Origin of the sequence: Flagellimonas meishanensis, assembly GCF_019880545.1 — a bacterium.
GTDB classification, from domain to species: Bacteria; Bacteroidota; Bacteroidia; order Flavobacteriales; family Flavobacteriaceae; genus Flagellimonas; species Flagellimonas meishanensis.
The window spans coordinates 1,013,228-1,033,160 of sequence record NZ_JAINVW010000003.1 but is presented as its reverse complement, the minus strand read 5'-3'; the positions used below and the strand labels follow the sequence as shown (position 1 = coordinate 1,033,160).

Genomic DNA, 19,933 nt, shown 5'->3' with positions numbered 1-19,933 from the left:
GGAAGCACGGCAAGAAGAGGCCTTTATTCACCTGTCATCAATTTTTTTAAGCGCTGGAATTCCTCTTTGGAATGGAATGGGATAACGATTTTGCCTTTTCCGCTGGAGGAGGAGCTAACATCCACTTTGGTGGATAGATGCTCCTTCAACTCAGCCATTCCTTCCGAAACAAAGGTCGGCACATTGGCTTTTTCGGTTTGTTTTGCTTGGGAGGATGCTACTTTCGGTTCTTTGAATGTCTTTACCAGTTGCTCGGTTTCCCGAACGGAAAGACCATTGGAAACAACCTTCTCGTATATGGCGAGTTGGTCTTTTTTCTTGTCTATGTTGATGAGCGCCCGACCATGTCCCATGCTGATGAAACCATCGCGCATTCCCGTTTGTATTATAGGATCCAATTTTAAAAGACGGAGATAATTGGTGATGGTGGAACGTTTTTTTCCAACCCGGTCACTCAATTTTTCTTGGGTCACCTGTATTTCATCAATCAGCCTTTGGTATGAAAGGGCTATTTCAATGGGATCAAGATCTTGCCTCTGGATGTTCTCCACAAGGGCCATTTCCAGGGATTCCTGGTCATTGGCAATTCGTATGTAGGAAGGAATGGTTTCCAATCCCACCAACTTTGAGGCCCGGTACCTTCGCTCTCCTGAGACCAACTGAAATTTGTTGAACCCTAATTTACGGACTGTTATGGGCTGGATGATGCCCAACTCCCGAATGGAACTTGCCAATTCTTCCAATGCCTCATCATTGAAATTGGACCTGGGCTGGAACGGGTTCACTTCTATGGAATCGATGTCCAATTCTACCACGTTCCCAATAACCTTGTCCGCATTTTTGTCCGAAACCGACTTGATATCGTTCGCGGGATCTTTCAATAGAGCGGACAGGCCTCTTCCGAGAGCCTGTTTTTTGGTTGCTTTCGCCATTTAAACTTTCTCCTTGTTTTTCTTCAATATTTCATTGGCCAGGTTGAGGTAATTGGATGCACCCTTGCTGCTGGCGTCGTATTTAATAATGCTTTCTCCATAGCTTGGTGCTTCGCTCAACCTCACATTGCGTTGGATAATGGTGTCGAACACCATGTCGGCAAAGTGCTTTTTCACTTCCTCCACCACTTGGTTTGATAGGCGAAGTCTGGAATCGTACATGGTCAAGAGCATGCCCTCAATGTCCAAGTCATTATTGTGTATTTTTTGTACACTTTTTACCGTGTTCAACAATTTTCCAAGACCTTCCAGGGCAAAATATTCACATTGTATGGGTATCATGACCGAATCAGCAGCCGTCAGGGCATTCAGGGTCAACAGACCCAAAGAAGGGGCGCAATCTATCAATACGAAATCGTATCGGTCTCCGAGATCCTGGAGCGCTTCCTTCATCATATACTCACGGTTGTCCTTGTCTACCAGTTCGATTTCGATGGCGACCAAGTCGATATGTGCAGGAATAAGGTCAACGTTCGGGGAATCCGTGGGTATGATCACATCATCAACATGCATGGTATGCTCCAGCAACTGATAGGTACCGTGTTCCACGGCATCCACATCAATGCCCAAGCCTGAAGTGGCATTGGCCTGGGGGTCCGCATCGATCAATAATACTTTTTTCTCCAATACCCCAAGGGAAGCGGCAAGGTTGACAGTTGTTGTGGTTTTGCCAACGCCACCCTTTTGGTTTGCAATAGCAATAATCTTGCCCATTTCATAGTAAGTTAGGGGCTAAAAATACGATTATTTAAGATGCCAAAAAATGTATTTTGTTAACAGCAAGTGAATAACAGGCGCTTTTTACGTTAAAGAAAGTTAAACATTTGGACAAAAGCTTGTTAGGGGCATCAATCCATTAAAATAGTAAGGATTTCAATGGCTGCGTCACTTATTTTTGTGCCAGGCCCAAAAACAGCTGCAGCACCGTTGTCCAGAAGATATCCATAATCTTGTTTTGGGATCACACCGCCCACAATGACCACGATATCTTCCCTTCCATATTTTTTGAGTTCCGCCACCACTTCTGGGACCAAGGTTTTGTGGCCCCCCGCCAGTGACGAGATTCCAAGGATGTGCACATCGTTCTCTATGGCCTGTTTGGCAACTTCGGAAGGAGTTTGGAACAAGGGTCCTATATCCACATCAAAACCCAGGTCGGCATAGCCCGTTGCCACAACTTTGGCTCCCCGATCGTGACCATCCTGACCCATTTTGGCAACCATGATCCGCGGTCTCCGACCTTCTTGGTCCGCAAAATCATCAGCCATTTTCTGGGCCTTTTTAAAACTTGTATCGTTCTTTATTTCTTTGGAATACACTCCTGTAAATGATTGGATTTTGGCTTTGTAACGACCGAAGGCACTTTCCATGGCATCACTGATCTCGCCCAACGTGGCCCGTGCTTTGGCCGCCTCTACGGCTAAAGCTAACAAATTTTCGCGGTCATTGGCATTTTCCAATGCCTTTTTGGAAGCAACTCTGATCGCGTACAAAACATCCTTAACCGCTTTTGTATCCCTCGTCGATTTTATTTGTTGCAATCGTTCCATTTGTTGACGCCGCACTTTGGTATTGTCCACTTCCAGTATTTGAAGGTCGTCTTCGTGGTCCAATCGATATTTGTTTACCCCCACTATGACTTCTTGGCCACTATCGATGCGGGCTTGCTTTTTGGCTGAGGCTTCTTCAATCCTCATTTTTGGGATTCCCGTTTCAATGGCCTTGGTCATGCCGCCCAATTTTTCGACTTCCTCAATAAGTTTCCAGGCTTCCAGGGCTATTTCATCGGTCAATTTTTCCACTAAATGACTTCCGGCCCATGGGTCCACGGTTTTTGTAATGTAAGTTTCTTGCTGAAGGTAAATCTGTGTATTTCGAGCTATTCGGGCAGAAAAATCGGTGGGAAGGGCAATTGCCTCATCCAATGCGTTCGTATGAAGGCTCTGTGTTCCGCCAAAAACGGCTGCCATGGCCTCAATGGTGGTTCGGGCCACATTGTTGAAGGGATCTTGTTCGGTCAAGCTCCAGCCGCTTGTCTGGCTGTGGGTGCGGAGCATTAGGGACTTTTCGTTTTTTGGTTCAAATTGCTTTACCAATTTGGCCCAGAGCATCCTGCCTGCCCTCATTTTGGCGATTTCGGTGAAATGGTTCATGCCGATACCCCAGAAAAATGAAAGTCTAGGGGCAAATTCATCAATCTTCAACCCGGCTTTGATTCCCGTACGGATATATTCGACCCCATCTGCCAGGGTATAGGCCAGTTCCATGGCAGCGGGAGCTCCTGCCTCGTGCATGTGATATCCAGAAATGCTAATGCTATTGAAGCGGGGCATATGTTTGCTCGTGAATTCAAAAATATCGGCAACCAATTGCATGGACGGTGTGGGGGGGTAGATGTAGGTATTCCTTACCATGAACTCCTTAAGGATATCATTTTGAATGGTTCCAGCAAGTTTTTCCATGGAAACACCCTGCTCGAGCGCAGCAACGATATAAAACGCCAAAATGGGTATGACTGCCCCATTCATGGTCATGGAAACGGACATTTGATCCAATGGAATGCCGTCGAAAAGGATTTTCATGTCCTCCACGGAATCAATGGCTACCCCAGCTTTGCCTACATCACCAACCACGCGCTCATTGTCGGAATCATAACCACGATGCGTGGGCAGGTCAAATGCAACTGAAAGCCCTTTTTGTCCGGCTTCCAAGTTTCTTCGGTAGAAAGCATTGCTTTCCTCTGCGGTGGAGAAACCGGCATATTGCCTTATGGTCCATGGCCTTTGGACATACATGGTGGAGTAGGGCCCCCTAAGAAAAGGCGCTATACCCGCTGCAAAGTTGAAACATTCGGGATTTTGGGTCTCTACTGCGCTCGATTGAACATAGGAAGAAAGCGATATATTTTGAAGATTTTTTCTACTCATCATCCAATCTTTTTTGTTCGGTAGCCTCGGCCAATCTTTTTTCGATGATGGGCACAATCAATGTCTTTCTCGGCTTGGTTTTTACAAAAGGATATAGTTCAATATTGTCCTTCATGCGGTCACCCGGATTCTGGAATTTGTTGGTGCCCACCAGAATCAATTGCCCTTCATCAAATTGTTGTTGTTCTTTTTTGGCACTCTCTGCTATTTTTTGCTGTATGGTTCCTTTTTTGATTGCATCCAAAAAGCCTCCAGAAGTTTCAATTTGTTTTAGAAGTGCCAATGCTTTTTCTGCCAATTGCTCTGTAAGTGATGCTACGTAATAAGTTCCTTCCGAGATTTGGGCCGCTTCGTTCATGTGGCTTTCTTCCTTGAGCAACAGCAACTGGTTCCTGGCAATGCGATCCCCAAATTCGTTGTCTTTGTGGTAAATGGCATCGTAGGGCAAATTGCATACCGTATCGGCGCCGCCCAGTACGGCCGACATGCATTCGGAAGTGGTGCGCAGCATGTTCACATTGTAATCATAAAGTGTTTTGTTCCTTTTGGTGGGATATGCCAAGATGTGGCAATCATTGCTTACGCCATAGGTTTGTGCAAGGGTTCTCCAAAGCCAACGAAGCGCCCGTAATTTGGCGATTTCAAAGAAATAATTGCTGCCAACGGCAACCTTGAAAGTTATTGGAAAGGTACTTTGCTGTTTAAAATGGGATAAATATTCATGGGCATGGGCCATGGCATAGGCCAATTGCTGTACCATGTTTGCTCCTGCATTTTGGTACAGCCCCAAATCCACACTTGCCAACGAAACTTTGTTGTTTGAAGGAGCGGATTTATATAACTCCGCCAATAGTTTGTGGTCCTCTTCCAGCTTATGATACCAATTTCCGGTTTTGGCCAAATTTCCAATGATATCGATGTTTAGATGGGACTCTCCTTTTTTCCCATCTAAATTGGATAGCAATCTTTTTATCGGCGCAACAGCCAAAAACTCAAAATTGAAGTGAACCGGCACAGATTCCAGGTCGATTTTGGCTAGGAGCTTCTCAAAATTGGTCTCTTCATCGGGAATGGTGAAAATTAGGCTTTCCGCACCCTTATCCAGTGCCTCCAGTGCTTTTGAGTTGGCTTTTTCCATATCACTGGCATATATGCTTTGCGCAATTCGCCATGAATGCCCTTTTGGAAGCTGATAGTCTCCCAGCGCCTTCAGGTCTTCGGCATGGTAAAAAGGCTTTACTTTGATTCCCTCCAAGGATTCCCATACCAAACTGTCGTTGTAGTCTGCACCTTTTAGATCCATTTGGATTTTCTGCTTCCACTGTTTGGCGGATACATCGGGGAACTCACTAAACAAACCTTTGCTACTCATTGTTTTTGTTCTTTATGCTGTCTTCAAACTCAATAAGGAATATCTCCTCATTTTCCTTCTTCATGTAATATTTTTCCCGTGCCAGTTTTTCCAATTCGTTTTCATCCGACATTTTTTCCAGAATTTCCTTGTCCTTGGCAATTTCGTCCTGAAGAAATTCCTTCTGCTTTTCCAATTTCTTTATCTCATTCCTGAGTTCAAGATGAATCAACAGGGAGTTCGTATCAAAAAAGGCCATCCAGATAACAAAAATGGTCAGGACCAGCACATACATATTGGTCATTACCTTGAACCACTTTTTGCTTTTCAATTGTTTCAATCCCATGGTTTTCCCAAATTGTTGTTGATAATGGTCCTTACCAAATCCACCGCAACTTTGTTGTAATGGTTGTTTGGGATAATAATGTCCGCAAATTCTTTGGATGGTTCAATAAACTGTTGGTGCATGGGCTTAACGGCAGTTTGGTATCGTGTGAGGACTTTTTCCAGATCGTGGCCCCTTTCGCGGATGTCGCGCTGCAATCTGCGGATCAGTCGCTCATCGCTGTCAGCATGGACAAAGATCTTAATGTCGAACATGTCCCGAAGCTGGGGATTGCTCAAGACTAGGATGCCCTCAACTATGACCACTTTTTTTGGATGTATCCGAACGGTTTTCTCTAATCGGGTCTCCTCAACAAAGGAGTACATGGGTTTGTCAATGGATTCTCCCTTTCTCAATTGTTTTAAATGCGAAATCAGCAGGTCAAAATCTATGGAGTTGGGATGGTCAAAGTTGATTTTTCCCCGTTCTTCAATGCTTAAGTGCGACAGGTCGTTGTAATAGGAATCCTGTGAGATGATGCATACCTCCTCCTTGGGCAGTTGGTCCACAATTTGGTTGACAACCGTGGTTTTTCCACAACCGGTGCCCCCTGCAATCCCAATGATCAACATAATGATGATTTTAATCCCAAAAGTAAGCAATTGGGAAGATTTGAGCCTTTTTTGCATGCCAATGCATAGTTAGCATGGAATAATTAAAAATCGAATGACCTTTATCATAATCTTAAAAAGTTATTGAAGATAGCTTTGCATGGATTTCTCACATTAACCTTATATTTAGGGAAATAACCCATTGCACTATTTATATGGAAGAATCCTATAGAATCCGTGTGGACGACAGCCTGGATTTTCAACTTGCCAAAAAAGATATTTCCGCATTGGACCTTATCAAAACAGGGAATGCAAATTTTCATTTGTTGAAGAATGGGGTTTCCTATCACCTTAAAATCCTAAAATCCGATTTCACCTCGCGAAGCTACACAGTCTCCGTTAATGGAAACGAGCATAACGTCACCATAAATGACCCTTTGGGTGCGCTAATCGAGCAAATGGGCTTTGCTTCCAATGGCTCAAAAAATATCGATTCGATCATGGCGCCCATGCCGGGACTGATTTTGGATATTTTCACCAAAGTCGGTCAAGAAGTGAGAGAAGAAGATCAACTATTGGTCTTGGAGGCCATGAAAATGGAGAATATTATCACTTCACCAAGAAATGGTATCATAAAAAAAATAGCGGTCAAACAAGGGGAGGCTGTGGATAAAAAACAACTTCTAATAGAATTTGAACAGTAGGTTATGCAGAAAATTTTGGTTGCCAATCGCGGGGAGATAGCCCTGCGGGTCATGAAAACCGCAAAAAAGATGGGCATTCGGACCGTGGCAGTGTTTTCGGAGGTGGACCGGAACGCACCACATGTGCGGTTCGCCGATGAAGCCTTGTGCATTGGTGAGGCCCCATCCAACCAATCCTATTTGCGAGGAGATAAAATTATAGAGGTGGCGAAGCAGCTTAATGTCGATGGAATTCATCCAGGGTATGGATTTTTGAGCGAGAATGCGGATTTTGCCGAAGCTGTCGAAAAAAATGGATTGGTTTTCATCGGACCCAAATCCAAGGCCATCCGAATCATGGGAAGCAAATTGGCCGCCAAGGAGGCCGTAAAAAAATATGGCATCCCAATGGTGCCAGGTATCGATGAAGCCATCACCGATGTAAAAAAGGCAAAAAAAATCGCCAATGAAATTGGATATCCCGTGCTTATCAAAGCTTCTGCCGGGGGAGGGGGCAAGGGTATGCGAATCATCGAAAAAGAAGCCGATTTGGAATCCGGGATGCAGCGTGCCATCAGTGAAGCTACTTCCGCCTTTGGTGATGGTTCCGTTTTTGTGGAAAAATATGTCACCTCTCCGCGCCACATCGAGGTACAGGTAATGGCCGATACACATGGCAATGTGCTCCACTTTTTTGAAAGGGAGTGCAGTGTACAACGTAGGCACCAAAAAGTGGTGGAGGAGGCACCGTCCTCCATTTTGACCACAGAATTACGGGAGAAAATGGGAGTGGCGGCAACCAAAGTGGCCAAAGCATGCGATTATGTGGGAGCTGGAACCGTGGAATTTCTGATGGATGCCGATCTAAACTTCTATTTTCTGGAAATGAACACCCGCTTGCAGGTGGAGCACCCGGTCACGGAAATGATTACGGGTGTCGATTTGGTTGAACTCCAGATCAAGGTGGCGAGGGGAGAAGTGTTGCCCATGAAACAGGAAGAATTGAAAATAACCGGGCATGCCATGGAACTTAGGGTCTATGCCGAGGATCCCTTGAACGATTTTCTTCCCAGTGTTGGTAATCTGGAAGTGTACCGATTACCGGAGGGAGAAGGAATACGGGTGGACAACGGTTTTGAGGAAGGCATGGACATCCCCATTTACTACGATCCAATGCTTTCCAAACTGGTCACCTACGGAAAAACGAGGGAAGAGGCAATAGAATTGATGTTGGATGCCATTCGCAATTATAAGGTCAAAGGGGTTCAGACCACATTGCCCTTTGGAAGTTTTGTAATGGCCCATGAAGCCTTTCGCTCCGGAAAGTTCGATACCCACTTTGTGAAAGACCATTATTCACCACAGAAAATCCAAGAGAAGGCAATTGTGGAAGCCGAAATTGCTGCAATGATGGCCCTGTACCAATATCATGAGGACAAAAAAATCGTAAAACTGCCAACAAACTGATTTTAATGGATGATAAACTGAAGAAGTTAGAAGCACTGGTTGCCCAAGCCCATTTGGGAGGGGGCGAAAAGCGGATTGAAAAGCAGCATCAAAAGAAAAAACTGACTGCAAGGGAACGCATACAATATCTTTTGGATGAAGGTTCCTTTGAGGAAATGGGCATATTGGTTACCCACCGCACGGCAGATTTTGGTATGGACAGGGAAATCTACTATGGTGATGGCGTCATTACTGGTTATGGAACCATCCATGGCAGATTGGTCTATGTGTATGCCCAGGATTTTACCGTTTTTGGCGGGGCACTTTCGGAAACCCATGCAGAGAAAATCTGTAAAGTGATGGATTTGGCCATGAAAGTGGGAGCACCCATTATTGGATTGAACGATTCCGGGGGCGCACGTATCCAAGAGGGTGTGCGATCACTAGGCGGCTATGCCGATATATTTTATCGGAACGTCCAAGCCTCTGGGGTGGTACCGCAAATTTCGGCGGTCATGGGGCCCTGCGCGGGTGGGGCGGTGTATTCCCCGGCCATGACGGACTTCATCATTATGGTGGAAGGCGCAAGTTATATGTTCGTTACCGGTCCCAATGTGGTAAAAACGGTCACCAATGAGGAGGTTACCTCCGAAGAACTGGGGGGCGCAAGTGCCCATGCCATAAAATCCGGGGTAGCACACAAGACGTCGTCCAATGATGCTTCTTGTTTGGATGACATCAAAAAACTGCTGGACTATTTGCCCCAAAACAATAGGGAACGCCCAAGCATGAAGGACTGCGTTTTGGGCGAGGAACTTAGGGAAGAACTCTCTGCTATCGTCCCGGATAATCCGAACAAGCCTTATGACATGCATGATGTGATTCGTGGAATAATAGATGAAGATTCTTTCTACGAAATTCATAAGGACTATGCAGAAAACATCATTGTGGGATTTGCCCGATTGGGGGGCAGGAGTATCGGGATCATTGCCAACCAACCCATGTTCCTAGCTGGTGTATTGGGGGTCAACAGTTCCAAAAAAGCGGCACGGTTTACCCGCTTTTGTGATGCATTCAACATCCCACTGCTGGTGTTGGTGGATGTGCCCGGATTTTTGCCTGGAACGGACCAGGAATGGAATGGGATCATCGTGCATGGGGCCAAATTACTGTATGCCCTTAGTGAAGCTACCGTGCCCCGGGTCACTGTGATCACAAGGAAGGCTTATGGAGGTGCTTACGACGTAATGAACTCCAAGCATATTGGTGCGGATTTCAATTTTGCATGGCCCACGGCCGAAATTGCCGTAATGGGGGCTAAAGGGGCCAGCGAGATCATTTTTAGGAGGGAGATTGCTGATTCGGAAGACCCTGAGGCCAAATTGAAGGAGAAAGAGACCGAGTATGCGGAAAAATTTGCCAATCCATATCGAGCGGCACAAAGGGGATTTATTGATGAGGTGATCCTTCCAAAAGAGACCAGGCGCAAACTGCTGAAAGCTTTTGCCATGCTCGAGAAAAAGCAGGTGGAACCACCGAAGAAAAAGCATGGGAATATTCCGTTGTGAAATTTTAAGTTTTTTCAGAAAGCATGTTGGAAACATAATGAACGAATTCATCCCCAAATTCAGTGAAGTTGTAATAATAAAAGTTGTTGTGATCGATTGTCTCGATAATTCCTTTGTCCTTGAACTCCCGTATTGAGGCTAAGTCTTTCATTGTACTTTCTATCAGACTGACAGTTAGTTTGTTATGATCATGTTTCATAAGCGTTTTGAAATCTTCAAAATAGCTTGGTCTTAGCCTTTTCCATCTATCGACTATCTTTTTTGCTTTATTTTCTGAATCGTTTCTTGCTTTAAAGTTTTCTGTTGAAGATGAATTTTGAGGGGAGTCTACTTTTATGATTTTTTGTTCTTGTAATTGGTCAAGCTCTCTTTGAAGTCCTATTTTTTCTATTCTTTCTTCAGAGTATTTCTTTTGAAAATAATCACGTTCCTTTTCCATGGCTTGAAAATCTTCTCTACTCACGATGCTAGTTGAGCTAAAAAGCTTTTGAATCCATGGTTTTAACTTTCTTTCGGAGAACTCCACAATAAATCTAGATAGGTTTAGGGAGGCATAAATTAAAACCATCAATCCCAAACTGATAAAAATGGTTTCAATAAAACTTTGCAAAGAATCCCAGTTTAAAAAGTGAGACCTAATTATTTCAAGTCGTTGATCTGAAGTACAATCCTCATTAAAAAAGACATTATAGATAAACTCCCTGTTTCGGATTACCCAAACAACAAACAGAGTTCCATAAAATGGGTTTTTGAGCTTATCCTTTACGGAATCATAAGTGGATTCAATAAATTTTATAACCATGGTTAGAATTTACTTTCTAAAAATAAGTAATATTCTGTCATTATGAAGTTTTGTCAGGTCGAGCGCAGTCGAGACCTCAATCTTGGTCAGGGCTATACTTATAATGCGAAGCATTTCGGCATTCAGCCAAAATCTGTAACAAATCCAAATTTCCATTGGCCAAAGCCAATTTTTTTTGCGCACTCCATCTTTTGATTTTCTTTTCAAAATAGATGGCTTGCAGTACGTCATTAAATTCTTGTTGAAAAATGAGCTTAACAGGTCTTCTTCGGTAAGTGAAAGCGGTTTTGTTTAGCCCGTTTTGGTGTTCAGCAAACCTACGGGCCATATCATCTGTGATGCCCGTATAGGTATGGCCATCGGCACAAAGGAGGATATAGACATAATAGAATTTCATACCTGAAAGAGGTCTCGACCGCGCCCGACCTGACACCCAAGATAGATGAAAAATTATTGGGGTCTCGACTGCGCTCGACCTAACATCGAAGATAATGCACTTTCTTAAAGTGGGACGGTTTTCCCTGTCCTGACCGATTCATCAGCGGCTAACACAATTTTAAGGCTGTTTATGGCATCATTCAAATGGTTGGTCAGGTCCAAGTCCTCTAGAATGGCACGCAGAAAAAATTCTTGTTCCAATAGGCAAAGACCATCGTGGTCAGGTTCATCTCCCGAATCGATGATTTCATCTTTTTTGACAAAGTTGCCATGGACATCCAATGCACTATGATGTAGTCGAAGGTTTCCAGTTTTGGTGTGCCCCTCAATATCTTTGGAGGCTCCTTTGTCCATATCATTGATGGAAACGCTTCCTTTGGGCCCAATAACATCCTTGATGAAAAAAGCGGTCTCGCTCATCATGGGACCCCAACCCGCTTCATACCAACCTATGGAACCATCCTCAAACTTTACCTGTAGCTGTCCGTAGTTGTACATGGCAGGATCAATTTCCTTGGTCATACGTATGCCTATGGCCGAAACGCTGATTGGACGCGATTGGGTCATGGAACACATGACATCCACGTAGTGTACACCGCAGTCCACGATGGGTGACATGGACTTCATAAGCTGTTTGTGGGTATACCATGCTTGCCCAGAACTCTGCTGGTTCAGGTTCATTCGCATGACCAATGGCTTTCCAAGATTTTGGGCCATTTTTATAAATTTTGTCCAGGTTGGGTGGACCCTCAAAATATACCCAACCACCAGCTTTCTTTGTTTTTGACGGGACAATTGCACCAGGTGCTCTGCCTCCTTCACCGTCAGGGCCAATGGTTTTTCCACAAAAACATGGGCTCCGGATGATAAAGCCATCTCCACAAATTTATGATGGGTGTCGGGATAGGTGTTGATGGATACCGCATCGGGCCGGGTAGTCTTCAATGCCTGTTCATAATCTGAAAAAGTGGGAATCCCGCCAAGCTCCTTGGCCAATCTTTCACGGCTTTCGTTACCTCGGCTTACCAAGCCTGCAAGTTCAAAACCCTTTAACTTTTGATAGGCTCGTGCATGCGAAGTTCCCATGTTGCCACAGCCCACAACCAAAGTTCTTAACGGATTCATTTCATTAGGATTGAGTATAAAGATAGCCAACTATGCTTTTGTTAAGAAAGGAATATCCAATCGGATTACAGCATCCACCATTAAGACCAGAATTATTGCGAATCCCCATAATCAGTTTGGTAACGATAATAAAATCTTAAAAGCTTCATGAATGCAAATGGGATAACTACTTTTGCGCCATGCAAAAGCAAGCCCAGAAGCCCAACTTTGAATTTATTGCCTTGATGGCAGCACTAATGTCCATCGTGGCCTTGGCAATAGATGCCATATTACCAGCCATTGCCGATATTGGGGTGACCATCAACAGCCTGAATCCCACGGACAACCAAATGCTGGTCACCATGATTTTTTTGGGACTTGGTGTGGGGCAGTTGTTCTTCGGACCTTTATCGGACTGTTATGGCAGAAAACCTATGGTCTATGCCGGGTTCATACTCTTTTTCGTTGCAAGTTTAATTTGCTTGGGGGCAAGCTCGCTCGAGGTGATGGTATTTGGTAGAATTTTGCAGGGAATGGGGCTTTCAGCTCCACGGACCATCGCTATTTCCATCATTAGGGATACCTATAAAGGCGATTACATGGCCCGGGTGATTTCTTTTGTTGTGGCATTTTTTATACTTGTCCCGGTAGTGGCGCCGGCCATTGGAAAAATCATCCTGGACAATTTTGGCTGGGAGGCCATTTTTTATGTCCAGCTCCTTTTCGCTTTGTTGACCGCACTTTGGTTTTGGAGAAGACAAGGCGAGACCCTACGGCCGGAGTATAAGGTACCCATTTCGAGCCATGTTTTTGTTGATGGGCTTAAGGAATTTGTAAAGTATAGGGAAACCGTTGTGTTTACATTCATATCCGGATTGGTTACTGGATCATTTTTGGTATACCTCAGTGCTGCGCAACATATTTTTGAAAATCAATACACCCTGAAAGATAGCTTTCCTTATATTTTTGCGGGACTGGCCATTTCCATTGGTCTGTCCACACTCTTGAACGGAACTTTGGTGATGCGCTTTGGAATGCGGAAGCTTTCCTGGATGGCCACTTGTGCCTTTACCTTGATTGGACTTTTCTACGCATTGGTTTTCCTGAATTCCCCGAATCCCAGCATATTTGTTTTAATCACCTTCCTTTCCTTACAGTTCTTTTGCCTTGGATTTATGTGGGGGAACTATCGTTCCATTGCCATGGAACCCATCGGACATATAGCGGGAATCGGTGCCGCCATAAATGGTTTTGTGTCCACGATACTGGCCATACCCATTGCCACTTTTATTGGAAATTTTGTGGATGTCACGGTTTGGCCCCTTTTTGCGGGATTGGGCCTTTGTGGATTGGTTTCCCTATTGCTGTTCCGATTGGCGAAAAAAACGAAAAAAGTGGCTACTGCCTAACCTTCGGGAAAAAATACCTCACCACTACAGGAGTCTTCCGAGGCACCGGTAACAGAACTCAGTACATTGGTTTCCCCTTGTAAACGCAACACCCCCATTAGGGCAAAAACCAGGGCTTCCTTGTAGGCTATCAGTTTTTTGCCTGGAACTTCCACGCTTATTGACGGACCCAATTTTTCTTGCAGGACGTCCATAAAAAAAGAGTTCATGGCACCACCTCCGGTAGCCAAGAGCTTATTTCCGGATTTGATGTTATTTTTTTTGACCGCTAAGGCAATTTGCTCGCAGTTGTGGTGGATAAACGTGTGGAGCAGGTCCGCTTCCGAAGTTCTTGAATTTTCTATAAGGGGCACAATGTCACCAATAAACCATTCATAACCAGTGGATTTGGGATAGGGAAGTTTATAATACGCCAAATCATTGAGCTGTTGGAGCAAATCGTGGTCCAATTGTCCAGTGCGGGCAATTTTTCCATCTTCATCAAAGGCCAGGTCCATTTTTTGGGTGATGTGGTTCAAGGGCATATTGGCCAAGCCAATATCGTAGGCGATTCGTTTTCCATTTCTTTCAAAAGATATGTTGCTTATGCCTCCCAGGTTGAGACAAACATCATAGTTGTAGAACAACAATTGATCCCCAATCGGCACCAAGGGGGCCCCTTGCCCACCTAAAGAAACATCTTTGGTCCTAAAATCGCAGACCACTTGCATGCCACAGGTATTGGCCAAAAACTGTCCATCTCCCAATTGAAACGTGAAGCCATCTTCGGGCCTGTGATGGGAGGTATGTCCATGGCTGGCAACAAAATCGACTTCCTCATGGAATTCATCCAGAAATTCGTTTACCCGCTCTCCTAGCCAAACGCCATAGTCTTTATGGAGCTGCAGGTGGTCTTTCTCGGAGAGATGGATGGCGTTTTTAAGATATTCCCGCATTTCGCTGGAATAGGGGATATCCTTGGCTTTCCTTATATCGAAACTCCAGCGTCCGTCCTGTTCCCACAGGTGACAATAGGCCATGTCCAATCCATCCAGTGAGGTGCCGGACATTAAACCTAGGACTTTGTATATGCTCATTGTTTTTTTATTTTAATAATCAATGATATGGGTTTCCCCTCATCGTTTATGACTTCCTTAATTTCAAAATCTGTGTTTGGCAACTGTTGAATTTCAGCGATCCAATCTTCCATGGTCCGCGCGTACCAGGTATGGCCGTCCTCAAAGTTTCCTGGCAGGCCTTTCCAAGAATCCTGAAGCCACTGGCTCTTGTAGACAAGTGCATTGGCCATTAAAAAATATGGATGAAGCGTTTGGATCACCAGGGTGCCCTTTGTGGCAAGTTGGGCCAATGTATTCTTTAACAGCGGTTGCAATCCTTCTTTGGCATAAATGCAAAAATTGAAGGTTGCCACATCAAAAGGACCATTGGGAATTGATTTTCCACTTATGATATCTTCGTAGGTGAACACATAAAATGAATCTTTGCTTTTACGTTTTGCCTCGTCAACAAGGTCCGGTATGGCATCCAATCCTGTGGCCTGCCAGCCCAAGGCTCCCATTTTTCTAACAAGCCAACCTTCGCCACATCCAATATCCACCATATTTTTGCCCTTAATTCCTATTATGGTTTCTTCAATGGCCTTATTGGTAAATTTTCGGGAAGGTATGTCTTGGTTTTGGATGACCTTGATCCATTCTGATGCATTCTTTTTCCATGAATCTATAATGTTGGATTTCATGATTCCCTTGTTTTTAATGTGACAGGTAATTTGCCCTTGGCTTTTTGAATGCCTTGGAAATGGTCAAAGGCAACCTCTTGGAATTCTGGGAAGTCCTGGTACGCCAAAACCACGTTGGAGGTGGGCGGTAGTCCAAGGATGTCCAGCGCATAGGGATTGCCAAAAAGATAGATTAAGGTATTTTTTTCCTGGACCAAACGTCGTATGAGGGTTAATTCTTCAATCTTGAACCCAAACCGATCCTTTGGTTTCACGGCGAAGGGAAAAAGTGCCAAAACCGCAAGATCATATCCATTCCATGCGGCCTTGATTGCATCGAGATTTCCATTCATATCCCACTTCTTCTGGCCGAAGGCTTTGTGTATTTTGGTGGAGAAGAAATTATTTTTCCCATTTTCCAACGATAGGTTCATGAAATGTTTGGAAGAAATTTCTTTGACAGCTTTTGGGCTTCCAAATAGCTCGGTGATGGCGCCCTTCGCTATTTTCTTGTTTAGCCTTGAATGATCTTTTCTTTTCAAAGTACTCGCAGAAGGGGCTTTTAGAAATACATTTTCCTTAAGACCCCACACCCTCTTGAAACTTTCTTCAATCCTTTCTTTAGAGGCAGATGCCACTATTTTTTGTATGCCATCCGCTGGAAACTCACTAAAACAAAACACATCCATTCCCGCGGCAAAGGCAGCAGCTTCAAGCTGGCCCCTTTCAGGATATAGTTTGGATACCGCGCGCATGTTCAGCGCATCTGAAATGATCAATCCTTTGAAACCCATTTCCTCCCTAAGCAAACCTTGTATTATAGTGGTAGAAACAGTTGTGGGATTTTTGCCATCCAATTGTGGCAGGGACATATGTCCTACCATAATGGAATCCACTCCTCGGTCTATAAGCTGTTGAAAGGGAGCAAGCTCATTTTCTTTCAGCGTTTCCAGAGATTTATTGATAACGGGAAGCCCCAAATGCGAATCGATGGCCGTATCCCCATGTCCTGGAAAATGTTTCAATGAATTCAAGATCCCGGTTGTGCGCATTCCTGCAATAAAAGCCTCAGCTTTTGAAATCACTTTGGCCTTGTCGTCACCCAAGGAACGATAACCAATGACCGGATTATCTGGATTGCTATTAATGTCGACCACAGGGGCGAGGTTCCAATGAATCCCAGCGTCCTTGCAATCCATACCAATGTTCCGGGCCACATCATGAATGAGTTCATTTTTATGCTCTAAAGCGCCTAGGGTAATGGCATAGGGGTACTGTGGCGTTTCTTCAACCCGCATGGCCAGTCCCCATTCCGCATCAATGGCAATCAAAAGAGGTATTTTGGACGCTTTTTGATAACGGGCGATGAGTTGCTTGAGCCGGTCGAGGCTTTTTGCGTTATATTCAATTTTTTTCTTTCCTTCAAAATTGGTGGCGGCACTCGCACGACTATGGAAAAAGCAAAGTGAGCCGATATGGAATTTTTGAATTAGATGCTCCATTTTTTGGATTTCCTCATCGGAATCGTTGATGAAAACCGCAGGCATGAACAATTGCCCCACTTTTTGATGCAAAGAGAGGGTTTCCTTTATGTCCCCGTATCGTTGGAGCTTCTCATTCATCGGAGTCATTTATTTTTTTGCCATAATCCGCAGGATATTGCAAGTACCTAAGCACCACAAAGGCCGGTATCGCTGCCAGTACTACCCAAAGGAAGAATCCATCATAGCCGAGCCATTCTTGGATGTAGCCGCTCAGCATTCCGGGCAACATCATCCCGAGGGCCATAAAACCCGTGGCAATGGCATAGTGGGAGGTCTTTGAGATTCCCTCGGAAATATAAATGAGAAAAATCAAAAAAGCCGCAAATCCGAACCCGTATCCAAATTGCTCCAAAATCACAGTGCCCGCCACTGCAACAAGGCTGGTGGATTGGGTATAGGCTAAGATGGCATACAGTGCATTGGGAATGTTCAGTGCCAACATCATGGGCAACATCCATTTTTTAAGGCCATCCCTAGAAATTAAAATGCCTCCTGTAATGCCCCCAAGCGAGAGCATGATCACCCCAAAAGTGCCATAAATGGTGCCTACTGCCTCTGTGGAATACGCCAATCCCCCGACCTCCAGTTTGTCCAAGAGAAAAGGTGAAGCCATTTTTACCAATTGGGACTCTCCCAAACGATAGGTAAGGATAAAGAGCAAGGCCACCCAAATCTGTTTCTTTTCAAAAAAACTGGTGAAAACCTGAATGAAGCTTTCAGGTTTTTTGGTCACTTTTTCATTGTTGGATTCGTACTTGGGCGCCACAAAGAAGTTTGTTATCGTCAGTAGCAACATCAGAAGGGCAGTGAATATCATGGTGATGGACCACGCTTTGGTGTTGTCGCCGTACAGATTCTCCAAAAATCCGGCCAGAATGACCAAGAGCCCCTGTCCGGTCACCATGGCCAGACGATAAAAAGTGCTTCGTAATCCAATAAAAAAGGATTGTTTTTTCTGCGTTAGGCCAATCATATAGTAACCGTCCGAGGCAATATCGTTGGTGGCAGAAGCAAAGGCTGCCATCCAGAAAAAGGCCAATGTTATGGTGAAAAAGGCATTGGAAGGCAAGAATAGGCCAATGCCAAGAAATGCAAGCGCCACTACGAGTTGCATCCCCAGAAACCAATTTCTTTTGGTGCCCCTTAGGTCCACTATTGGGCTCCACAGGGGTTTAATTACCCAGGGAAGGTACAACCAGCTGGTGTACAGACCTATATCCACATTGCTGATACCAAGTCTTTTGTACATGATCACCGAAACAGTGACCACCATTATATACGGAATTCCCTGTGTAAAATATAGGGTCGGAATCCATCCCCAGGCGCCTTTGTCCTTTTCAACCATTATTTAGGGCTTTTTAATAGGTTCTGATACATGCTTTTTTCCGATTTCTCTATCACTGTCGAAATGCGGGGAAGTTCCAAAAGTTGGACTAGCATACCCCGCATGATCATTCTTTTTCAAGGTTGATGGGCACCATGGCACTTTCATTGCCATATACATCGCTAATACTGATGCCTATACCATTTTTTAGTCTTTTTTTGGCCATGATCAATTTGGTGACCAGTTCTTTTTGATCCGCTGATAAATAACAACGCTCCAATAGGTTTTCTTTTGTTTTGGATTTATCCATGGCATAATAGTCCACAAATCGCGGAATGGAATCAAGATGCCTTATGGTCAATTCCAAGCTGTTTTTGTTCCTGGTTATTTTTTTTACCATTGGTTCGGTCACTGTTCGCTGCAATTTATTTAAAGGTGGCGGGTTCTTGGCTGGATAGCGATAGAACTTTCGCTTCAACTTTTTGGTAATGCCTTCATGCTGTCCAATCAATGATTTTGCGCTGAAAAAAATATTGCCTTTAACATTGTTTTGTTCACTGGAAAAGGACAGTTGTTTGGGAATCTCATTTTTTCTCTTCCACGCTTTGTCTTTGTTGTTCTTTATCTTGTATGTTCCATTTCCTATATAAAGATGGGTCTTTTCCAGATTTTGAGACCACCAGGAAACAACATTTCTATGCGAGGCCGGCGCATAGTCCATGCTCCAATATGCCTGCGGTGCCAGATAATCCAACCAGCCCTTCTCTGACCAGAGTAGGGGGTCGGCGTACAAATCCTCATAATTGGTTTGTCCCGCATTGGTATCCGACCCTTTAGGGTCGGTGCTCTTGTTCTTCCAAACTCCAAAGGGGCTTATTCCAAACTGCACCCAAGGTTTGTTTTTTTTAATGGTTGCATACACCTTACTTACCAAAGAATCCACATTGCTCCTGCGCCAATCGTCCAAGGACTGTTCGGGCAGGGCATATGTCTCAAAAGTAGCGGCATCATCAAAAACTTCCCCCTCAATTTTGTAGGGATAAAAATAATCATCAAAATGAATGGCGTCTATCTCATATTTTGTGACAAGTTCTTGCACAACCTCCACAAATTTTTGCTGTACCTCTGGCAATCCTGGATTGTAATAATACTTTTTGCCATATTTCACCATCCAATCGGGGTGTTGATAAAAGTCGTGGGAGGCATCCAAAGCAAGCGTATCCAGGTCGAATGTTGCGCGATAGGGATTGAGCCAGGCATGGAATTCCATGCCTCGTTTATGGGTTTCGTCAATCATCCATTCCAAGGGGTTTTCAAAATCCTGTGGCGGATTTCCTTCCTTGCCACTTAGATATTTGGACCAAGGAGCCAGGTTGGAAGGGTAAAAGGCATCTCCCGCTGCGCGGATTTGGACAATGGCTGCATTGAAGTTCAAATCTTGGTAAAAATCCAATATTTTGATAAAGTCCTCTTTTTTTTTGGTGCCGCCGTCCTGTGCATTTTTTGGCCAGTCAATATTGACCACGGTAGCGACCCATACCCCCCTGAGTTCTTCTTCAGGCACTTTATGTGCCCCGCAGGCACCCAAAAAAAGAAGGAGAAGTATGTATGCGATTTTTTGCATAGGATTATAAAAAAGGCCTACAATTGGTTTAAAAGTAGGCCTTTCGCTTGGATTAAATTAAAACTAAC

The 19,933-nt window shown here is 44.4% G+C and carries 18 protein-coding genes; 4 read left to right on the top strand and 14 right to left on the bottom strand.

The window, feature by feature from the left end; all coding sequences use genetic code 11:
- Positions 1 to 23: 23 nt before the first annotated feature.
- From K7G75_RS12620 to udk, 6 genes are all read right to left on the bottom strand, one after another.
- Positions 24 to 932 (bottom strand): ParB/RepB/Spo0J family partition protein, encoded by a 909-nt coding sequence (locus K7G75_RS12620; protein WP_222984600.1) that lies wholly within the window; start codon positions 930 to 932, stop codon positions 24 to 26.
- Positions 933 to 1,706, bottom strand: a complete 774-nt coding sequence (locus K7G75_RS12615; RefSeq protein ID WP_222984599.1) for a ParA family protein — start codon at positions 1,704 to 1,706, stop codon at positions 933 to 935. It abuts the gene before it with no gap.
- Between the two features lie 134 nt (positions 1,707 to 1,840).
- Positions 1,841 to 3,919 carry a methylmalonyl-CoA mutase gene (gene scpA / locus K7G75_RS12610; protein WP_222985029.1) on the bottom strand — a complete coding sequence of 693 codons (2,079 nt, stop codon included), beginning with the start codon at positions 3,917 to 3,919 and terminating at the stop codon, positions 1,841 to 1,843.
- Positions 3,912 to 5,291: a methylmalonyl-CoA mutase subunit beta gene (locus K7G75_RS12605; protein ID WP_222984598.1), complete on the bottom strand. Its 1,380-nt coding sequence runs from the start codon at positions 5,289 to 5,291 to the stop codon at positions 3,912 to 3,914. The genes scpA and K7G75_RS12605 overlap by 8 nt, the downstream gene beginning before the upstream one ends.
- The gene (locus tag K7G75_RS12600; protein WP_222984597.1) at positions 5,284 to 5,616 is read right to left on the bottom strand and encodes an FtsB family cell division protein; all 333 of its coding nucleotides are present in this window, start codon (positions 5,614 to 5,616) and stop codon (positions 5,284 to 5,286) included. Before K7G75_RS12600 ends, K7G75_RS12605 begins: the two co-directional genes overlap by 8 nt.
- A complete protein-coding gene (gene udk / locus K7G75_RS12595) occupies positions 5,607 to 6,227 on the bottom strand; it encodes a uridine kinase (RefSeq protein WP_222985028.1) in 621 nt (206 codons plus the stop codon). Before udk ends, K7G75_RS12600 begins: the two co-directional genes overlap by 10 nt.
- Positions 6,228 to 6,421: 194 nt before the next feature.
- Between udk and K7G75_RS12590 the strand changes: the two genes are divergently transcribed.
- From K7G75_RS12590 to K7G75_RS12580, 3 genes are read left to right on the top strand one after another with little or no spacing between them, the layout of a single operon-like run.
- A complete protein-coding gene (locus K7G75_RS12590) occupies positions 6,422 to 6,910 on the top strand; it encodes an acyl-CoA carboxylase biotin carboxyl carrier protein subunit (protein ID WP_222984596.1) in 489 nt (162 codons plus the stop codon).
- 3 nt (positions 6,911 to 6,913) lie between these two features.
- Positions 6,914 to 8,356, top strand: a complete 1,443-nt coding sequence (gene accC / locus K7G75_RS12585; RefSeq protein WP_222984595.1) for an acetyl-CoA carboxylase biotin carboxylase subunit — start codon at positions 6,914 to 6,916, stop codon at positions 8,354 to 8,356.
- Between the two features lie 5 nt (positions 8,357 to 8,361).
- The gene (locus K7G75_RS12580) at positions 8,362 to 9,903 is read left to right on the top strand and encodes an acyl-CoA carboxylase subunit beta (RefSeq protein ID WP_222984594.1); all 1,542 of its coding nucleotides are present in this window, start codon (positions 8,362 to 8,364) and stop codon (positions 9,901 to 9,903) included.
- Positions 9,904 to 9,907: 4 nt separating this feature from the next.
- On the opposite strand, the gene K7G75_RS12575 is transcribed toward K7G75_RS12580, so the two are convergent.
- From K7G75_RS12575 to K7G75_RS12565, 3 genes are all read right to left on the bottom strand, one after another.
- The gene (locus tag K7G75_RS12575; protein ID WP_222984593.1) at positions 9,908 to 10,705 is read right to left on the bottom strand and encodes a hypothetical protein; all 798 of its coding nucleotides are present in this window, start codon (positions 10,703 to 10,705) and stop codon (positions 9,908 to 9,910) included.
- A gap of 76 nt (positions 10,706 to 10,781) precedes the next feature.
- The gene (locus K7G75_RS12570) at positions 10,782 to 11,102 is read right to left on the bottom strand and encodes a GIY-YIG nuclease family protein (protein WP_222984592.1); all 321 of its coding nucleotides are present in this window, start codon (positions 11,100 to 11,102) and stop codon (positions 10,782 to 10,784) included.
- 104 nt (positions 11,103 to 11,206) lie between these two features.
- On the bottom strand, positions 11,207 to 12,268 hold the full coding sequence (locus tag K7G75_RS12565) for a Gfo/Idh/MocA family protein (protein WP_222984591.1): 1,062 nt from the start codon (positions 12,266 to 12,268) through the stop codon (positions 11,207 to 11,209).
- Between the two features lie 179 nt (positions 12,269 to 12,447).
- On the opposite strand from K7G75_RS12565, the gene K7G75_RS12560 reads away from it, so the two are divergent.
- Positions 12,448 to 13,656, top strand: coding sequence for a multidrug effflux MFS transporter (locus K7G75_RS12560; protein ID WP_222984590.1), 1,209 nt, complete (start codon positions 12,448 to 12,450; stop codon positions 13,654 to 13,656).
- On the opposite strand, the gene K7G75_RS12555 is transcribed toward K7G75_RS12560, so the two are convergent.
- From K7G75_RS12555 to K7G75_RS12535, 5 genes are all read right to left on the bottom strand, one after another.
- Positions 13,653 to 14,732: an anhydro-N-acetylmuramic acid kinase gene (locus tag K7G75_RS12555; RefSeq protein WP_222984589.1), complete on the bottom strand. Its 1,080-nt coding sequence runs from the start codon at positions 14,730 to 14,732 to the stop codon at positions 13,653 to 13,655. The genes K7G75_RS12560 and K7G75_RS12555 overlap by 4 nt on opposite strands.
- Positions 14,729 to 15,394 carry a class I SAM-dependent methyltransferase gene (locus tag K7G75_RS12550; RefSeq protein ID WP_222984588.1) on the bottom strand — a complete coding sequence of 222 codons (666 nt, stop codon included), beginning with the start codon at positions 15,392 to 15,394 and terminating at the stop codon, positions 14,729 to 14,731. The genes K7G75_RS12555 and K7G75_RS12550 overlap by 4 nt, the downstream gene beginning before the upstream one ends.
- Positions 15,391 to 16,995 (bottom strand): glycoside hydrolase family 3 protein, encoded by a 1,605-nt coding sequence (locus K7G75_RS12545; RefSeq protein WP_222984587.1) that lies wholly within the window; start codon positions 16,993 to 16,995, stop codon positions 15,391 to 15,393. Before K7G75_RS12545 ends, K7G75_RS12550 begins: the two co-directional genes overlap by 4 nt.
- A complete protein-coding gene (locus K7G75_RS12540; RefSeq protein WP_222984586.1) occupies positions 16,988 to 18,262 on the bottom strand; it encodes an MFS transporter in 1,275 nt (424 codons plus the stop codon). The genes K7G75_RS12545 and K7G75_RS12540 overlap by 8 nt, the downstream gene beginning before the upstream one ends.
- A gap of 106 nt (positions 18,263 to 18,368) precedes the next feature.
- Positions 18,369 to 19,865 (bottom strand): glycoside hydrolase family 10-like protein, encoded by a 1,497-nt coding sequence (locus K7G75_RS12535; protein ID WP_222984585.1) that lies wholly within the window; start codon positions 19,863 to 19,865, stop codon positions 18,369 to 18,371.
- Positions 19,866 to 19,933: the final 68 nt, after the last annotated feature.

Bases quoted from the DNA above. Each gene is read 5' to 3' on its own strand.
- K7G75_RS12590 (WP_222984596.1), top strand. From the start codon at position 6,422: ATGGAAGAATCCTATAGAATCCGTGTGGACGACAGCCTGGATTTTCAA.
- K7G75_RS12535 (WP_222984585.1), bottom strand. From the start codon at position 19,865: ATGCAAAAAATCGCATACATACTTCTCCTTCTTTTTTTGGGTGCCTGC.
- K7G75_RS12580 (WP_222984594.1), top strand. From the start codon at position 8,362: ATGGATGATAAACTGAAGAAGTTAGAAGCACTGGTTGCCCAAGCCCAT.
- K7G75_RS12545 (WP_222984587.1), bottom strand. From the start codon at position 16,995: ATGAATGAGAAGCTCCAACGATACGGGGACATAAAGGAAACCCTCTCT.
- K7G75_RS12620 (WP_222984600.1), bottom strand. From the start codon at position 932: ATGGCGAAAGCAACCAAAAAACAGGCTCTCGGAAGAGGCCTGTCCGCT.
- K7G75_RS12565 (WP_222984591.1), bottom strand. From the start codon at position 12,268: ATGAATCCGTTAAGAACTTTGGTTGTGGGCTGTGGCAACATGGGAACT.
- K7G75_RS12605 (WP_222984598.1), bottom strand. From the start codon at position 5,291: ATGAGTAGCAAAGGTTTGTTTAGTGAGTTCCCCGATGTATCCGCCAAA.
- udk (WP_222985028.1), bottom strand. From the start codon at position 6,227: ATGTTGATCATTGGGATTGCAGGGGGCACCGGTTGTGGAAAAACCACG.
- K7G75_RS12540 (WP_222984586.1), bottom strand. From the start codon at position 18,262: ATGGTTGAAAAGGACAAAGGCGCCTGGGGATGGATTCCGACCCTATAT.
- scpA (WP_222985029.1), bottom strand. From the start codon at position 3,919: ATGAGTAGAAAAAATCTTCAAAATATATCGCTTTCTTCCTATGTTCAA.
- K7G75_RS12555 (WP_222984589.1), bottom strand. From the start codon at position 14,732: ATGAGCATATACAAAGTCCTAGGTTTAATGTCCGGCACCTCACTGGAT.
- K7G75_RS12575 (WP_222984593.1), bottom strand. From the start codon at position 10,705: ATGGTTATAAAATTTATTGAATCCACTTATGATTCCGTAAAGGATAAG.
- K7G75_RS12560 (WP_222984590.1), top strand. From the start codon at position 12,448: ATGCAAAAGCAAGCCCAGAAGCCCAACTTTGAATTTATTGCCTTGATG.
- K7G75_RS12550 (WP_222984588.1), bottom strand. From the start codon at position 15,394: ATGAAATCCAACATTATAGATTCATGGAAAAAGAATGCATCAGAATGG.
- K7G75_RS12600 (WP_222984597.1), bottom strand. From the start codon at position 5,616: ATGGGATTGAAACAATTGAAAAGCAAAAAGTGGTTCAAGGTAATGACC.
- K7G75_RS12570 (WP_222984592.1), bottom strand. From the start codon at position 11,102: ATGAAATTCTATTATGTCTATATCCTCCTTTGTGCCGATGGCCATACC.
- accC (WP_222984595.1), top strand. From the start codon at position 6,914: ATGCAGAAAATTTTGGTTGCCAATCGCGGGGAGATAGCCCTGCGGGTC.
- K7G75_RS12615 (WP_222984599.1), bottom strand. From the start codon at position 1,706: ATGGGCAAGATTATTGCTATTGCAAACCAAAAGGGTGGCGTTGGCAAA.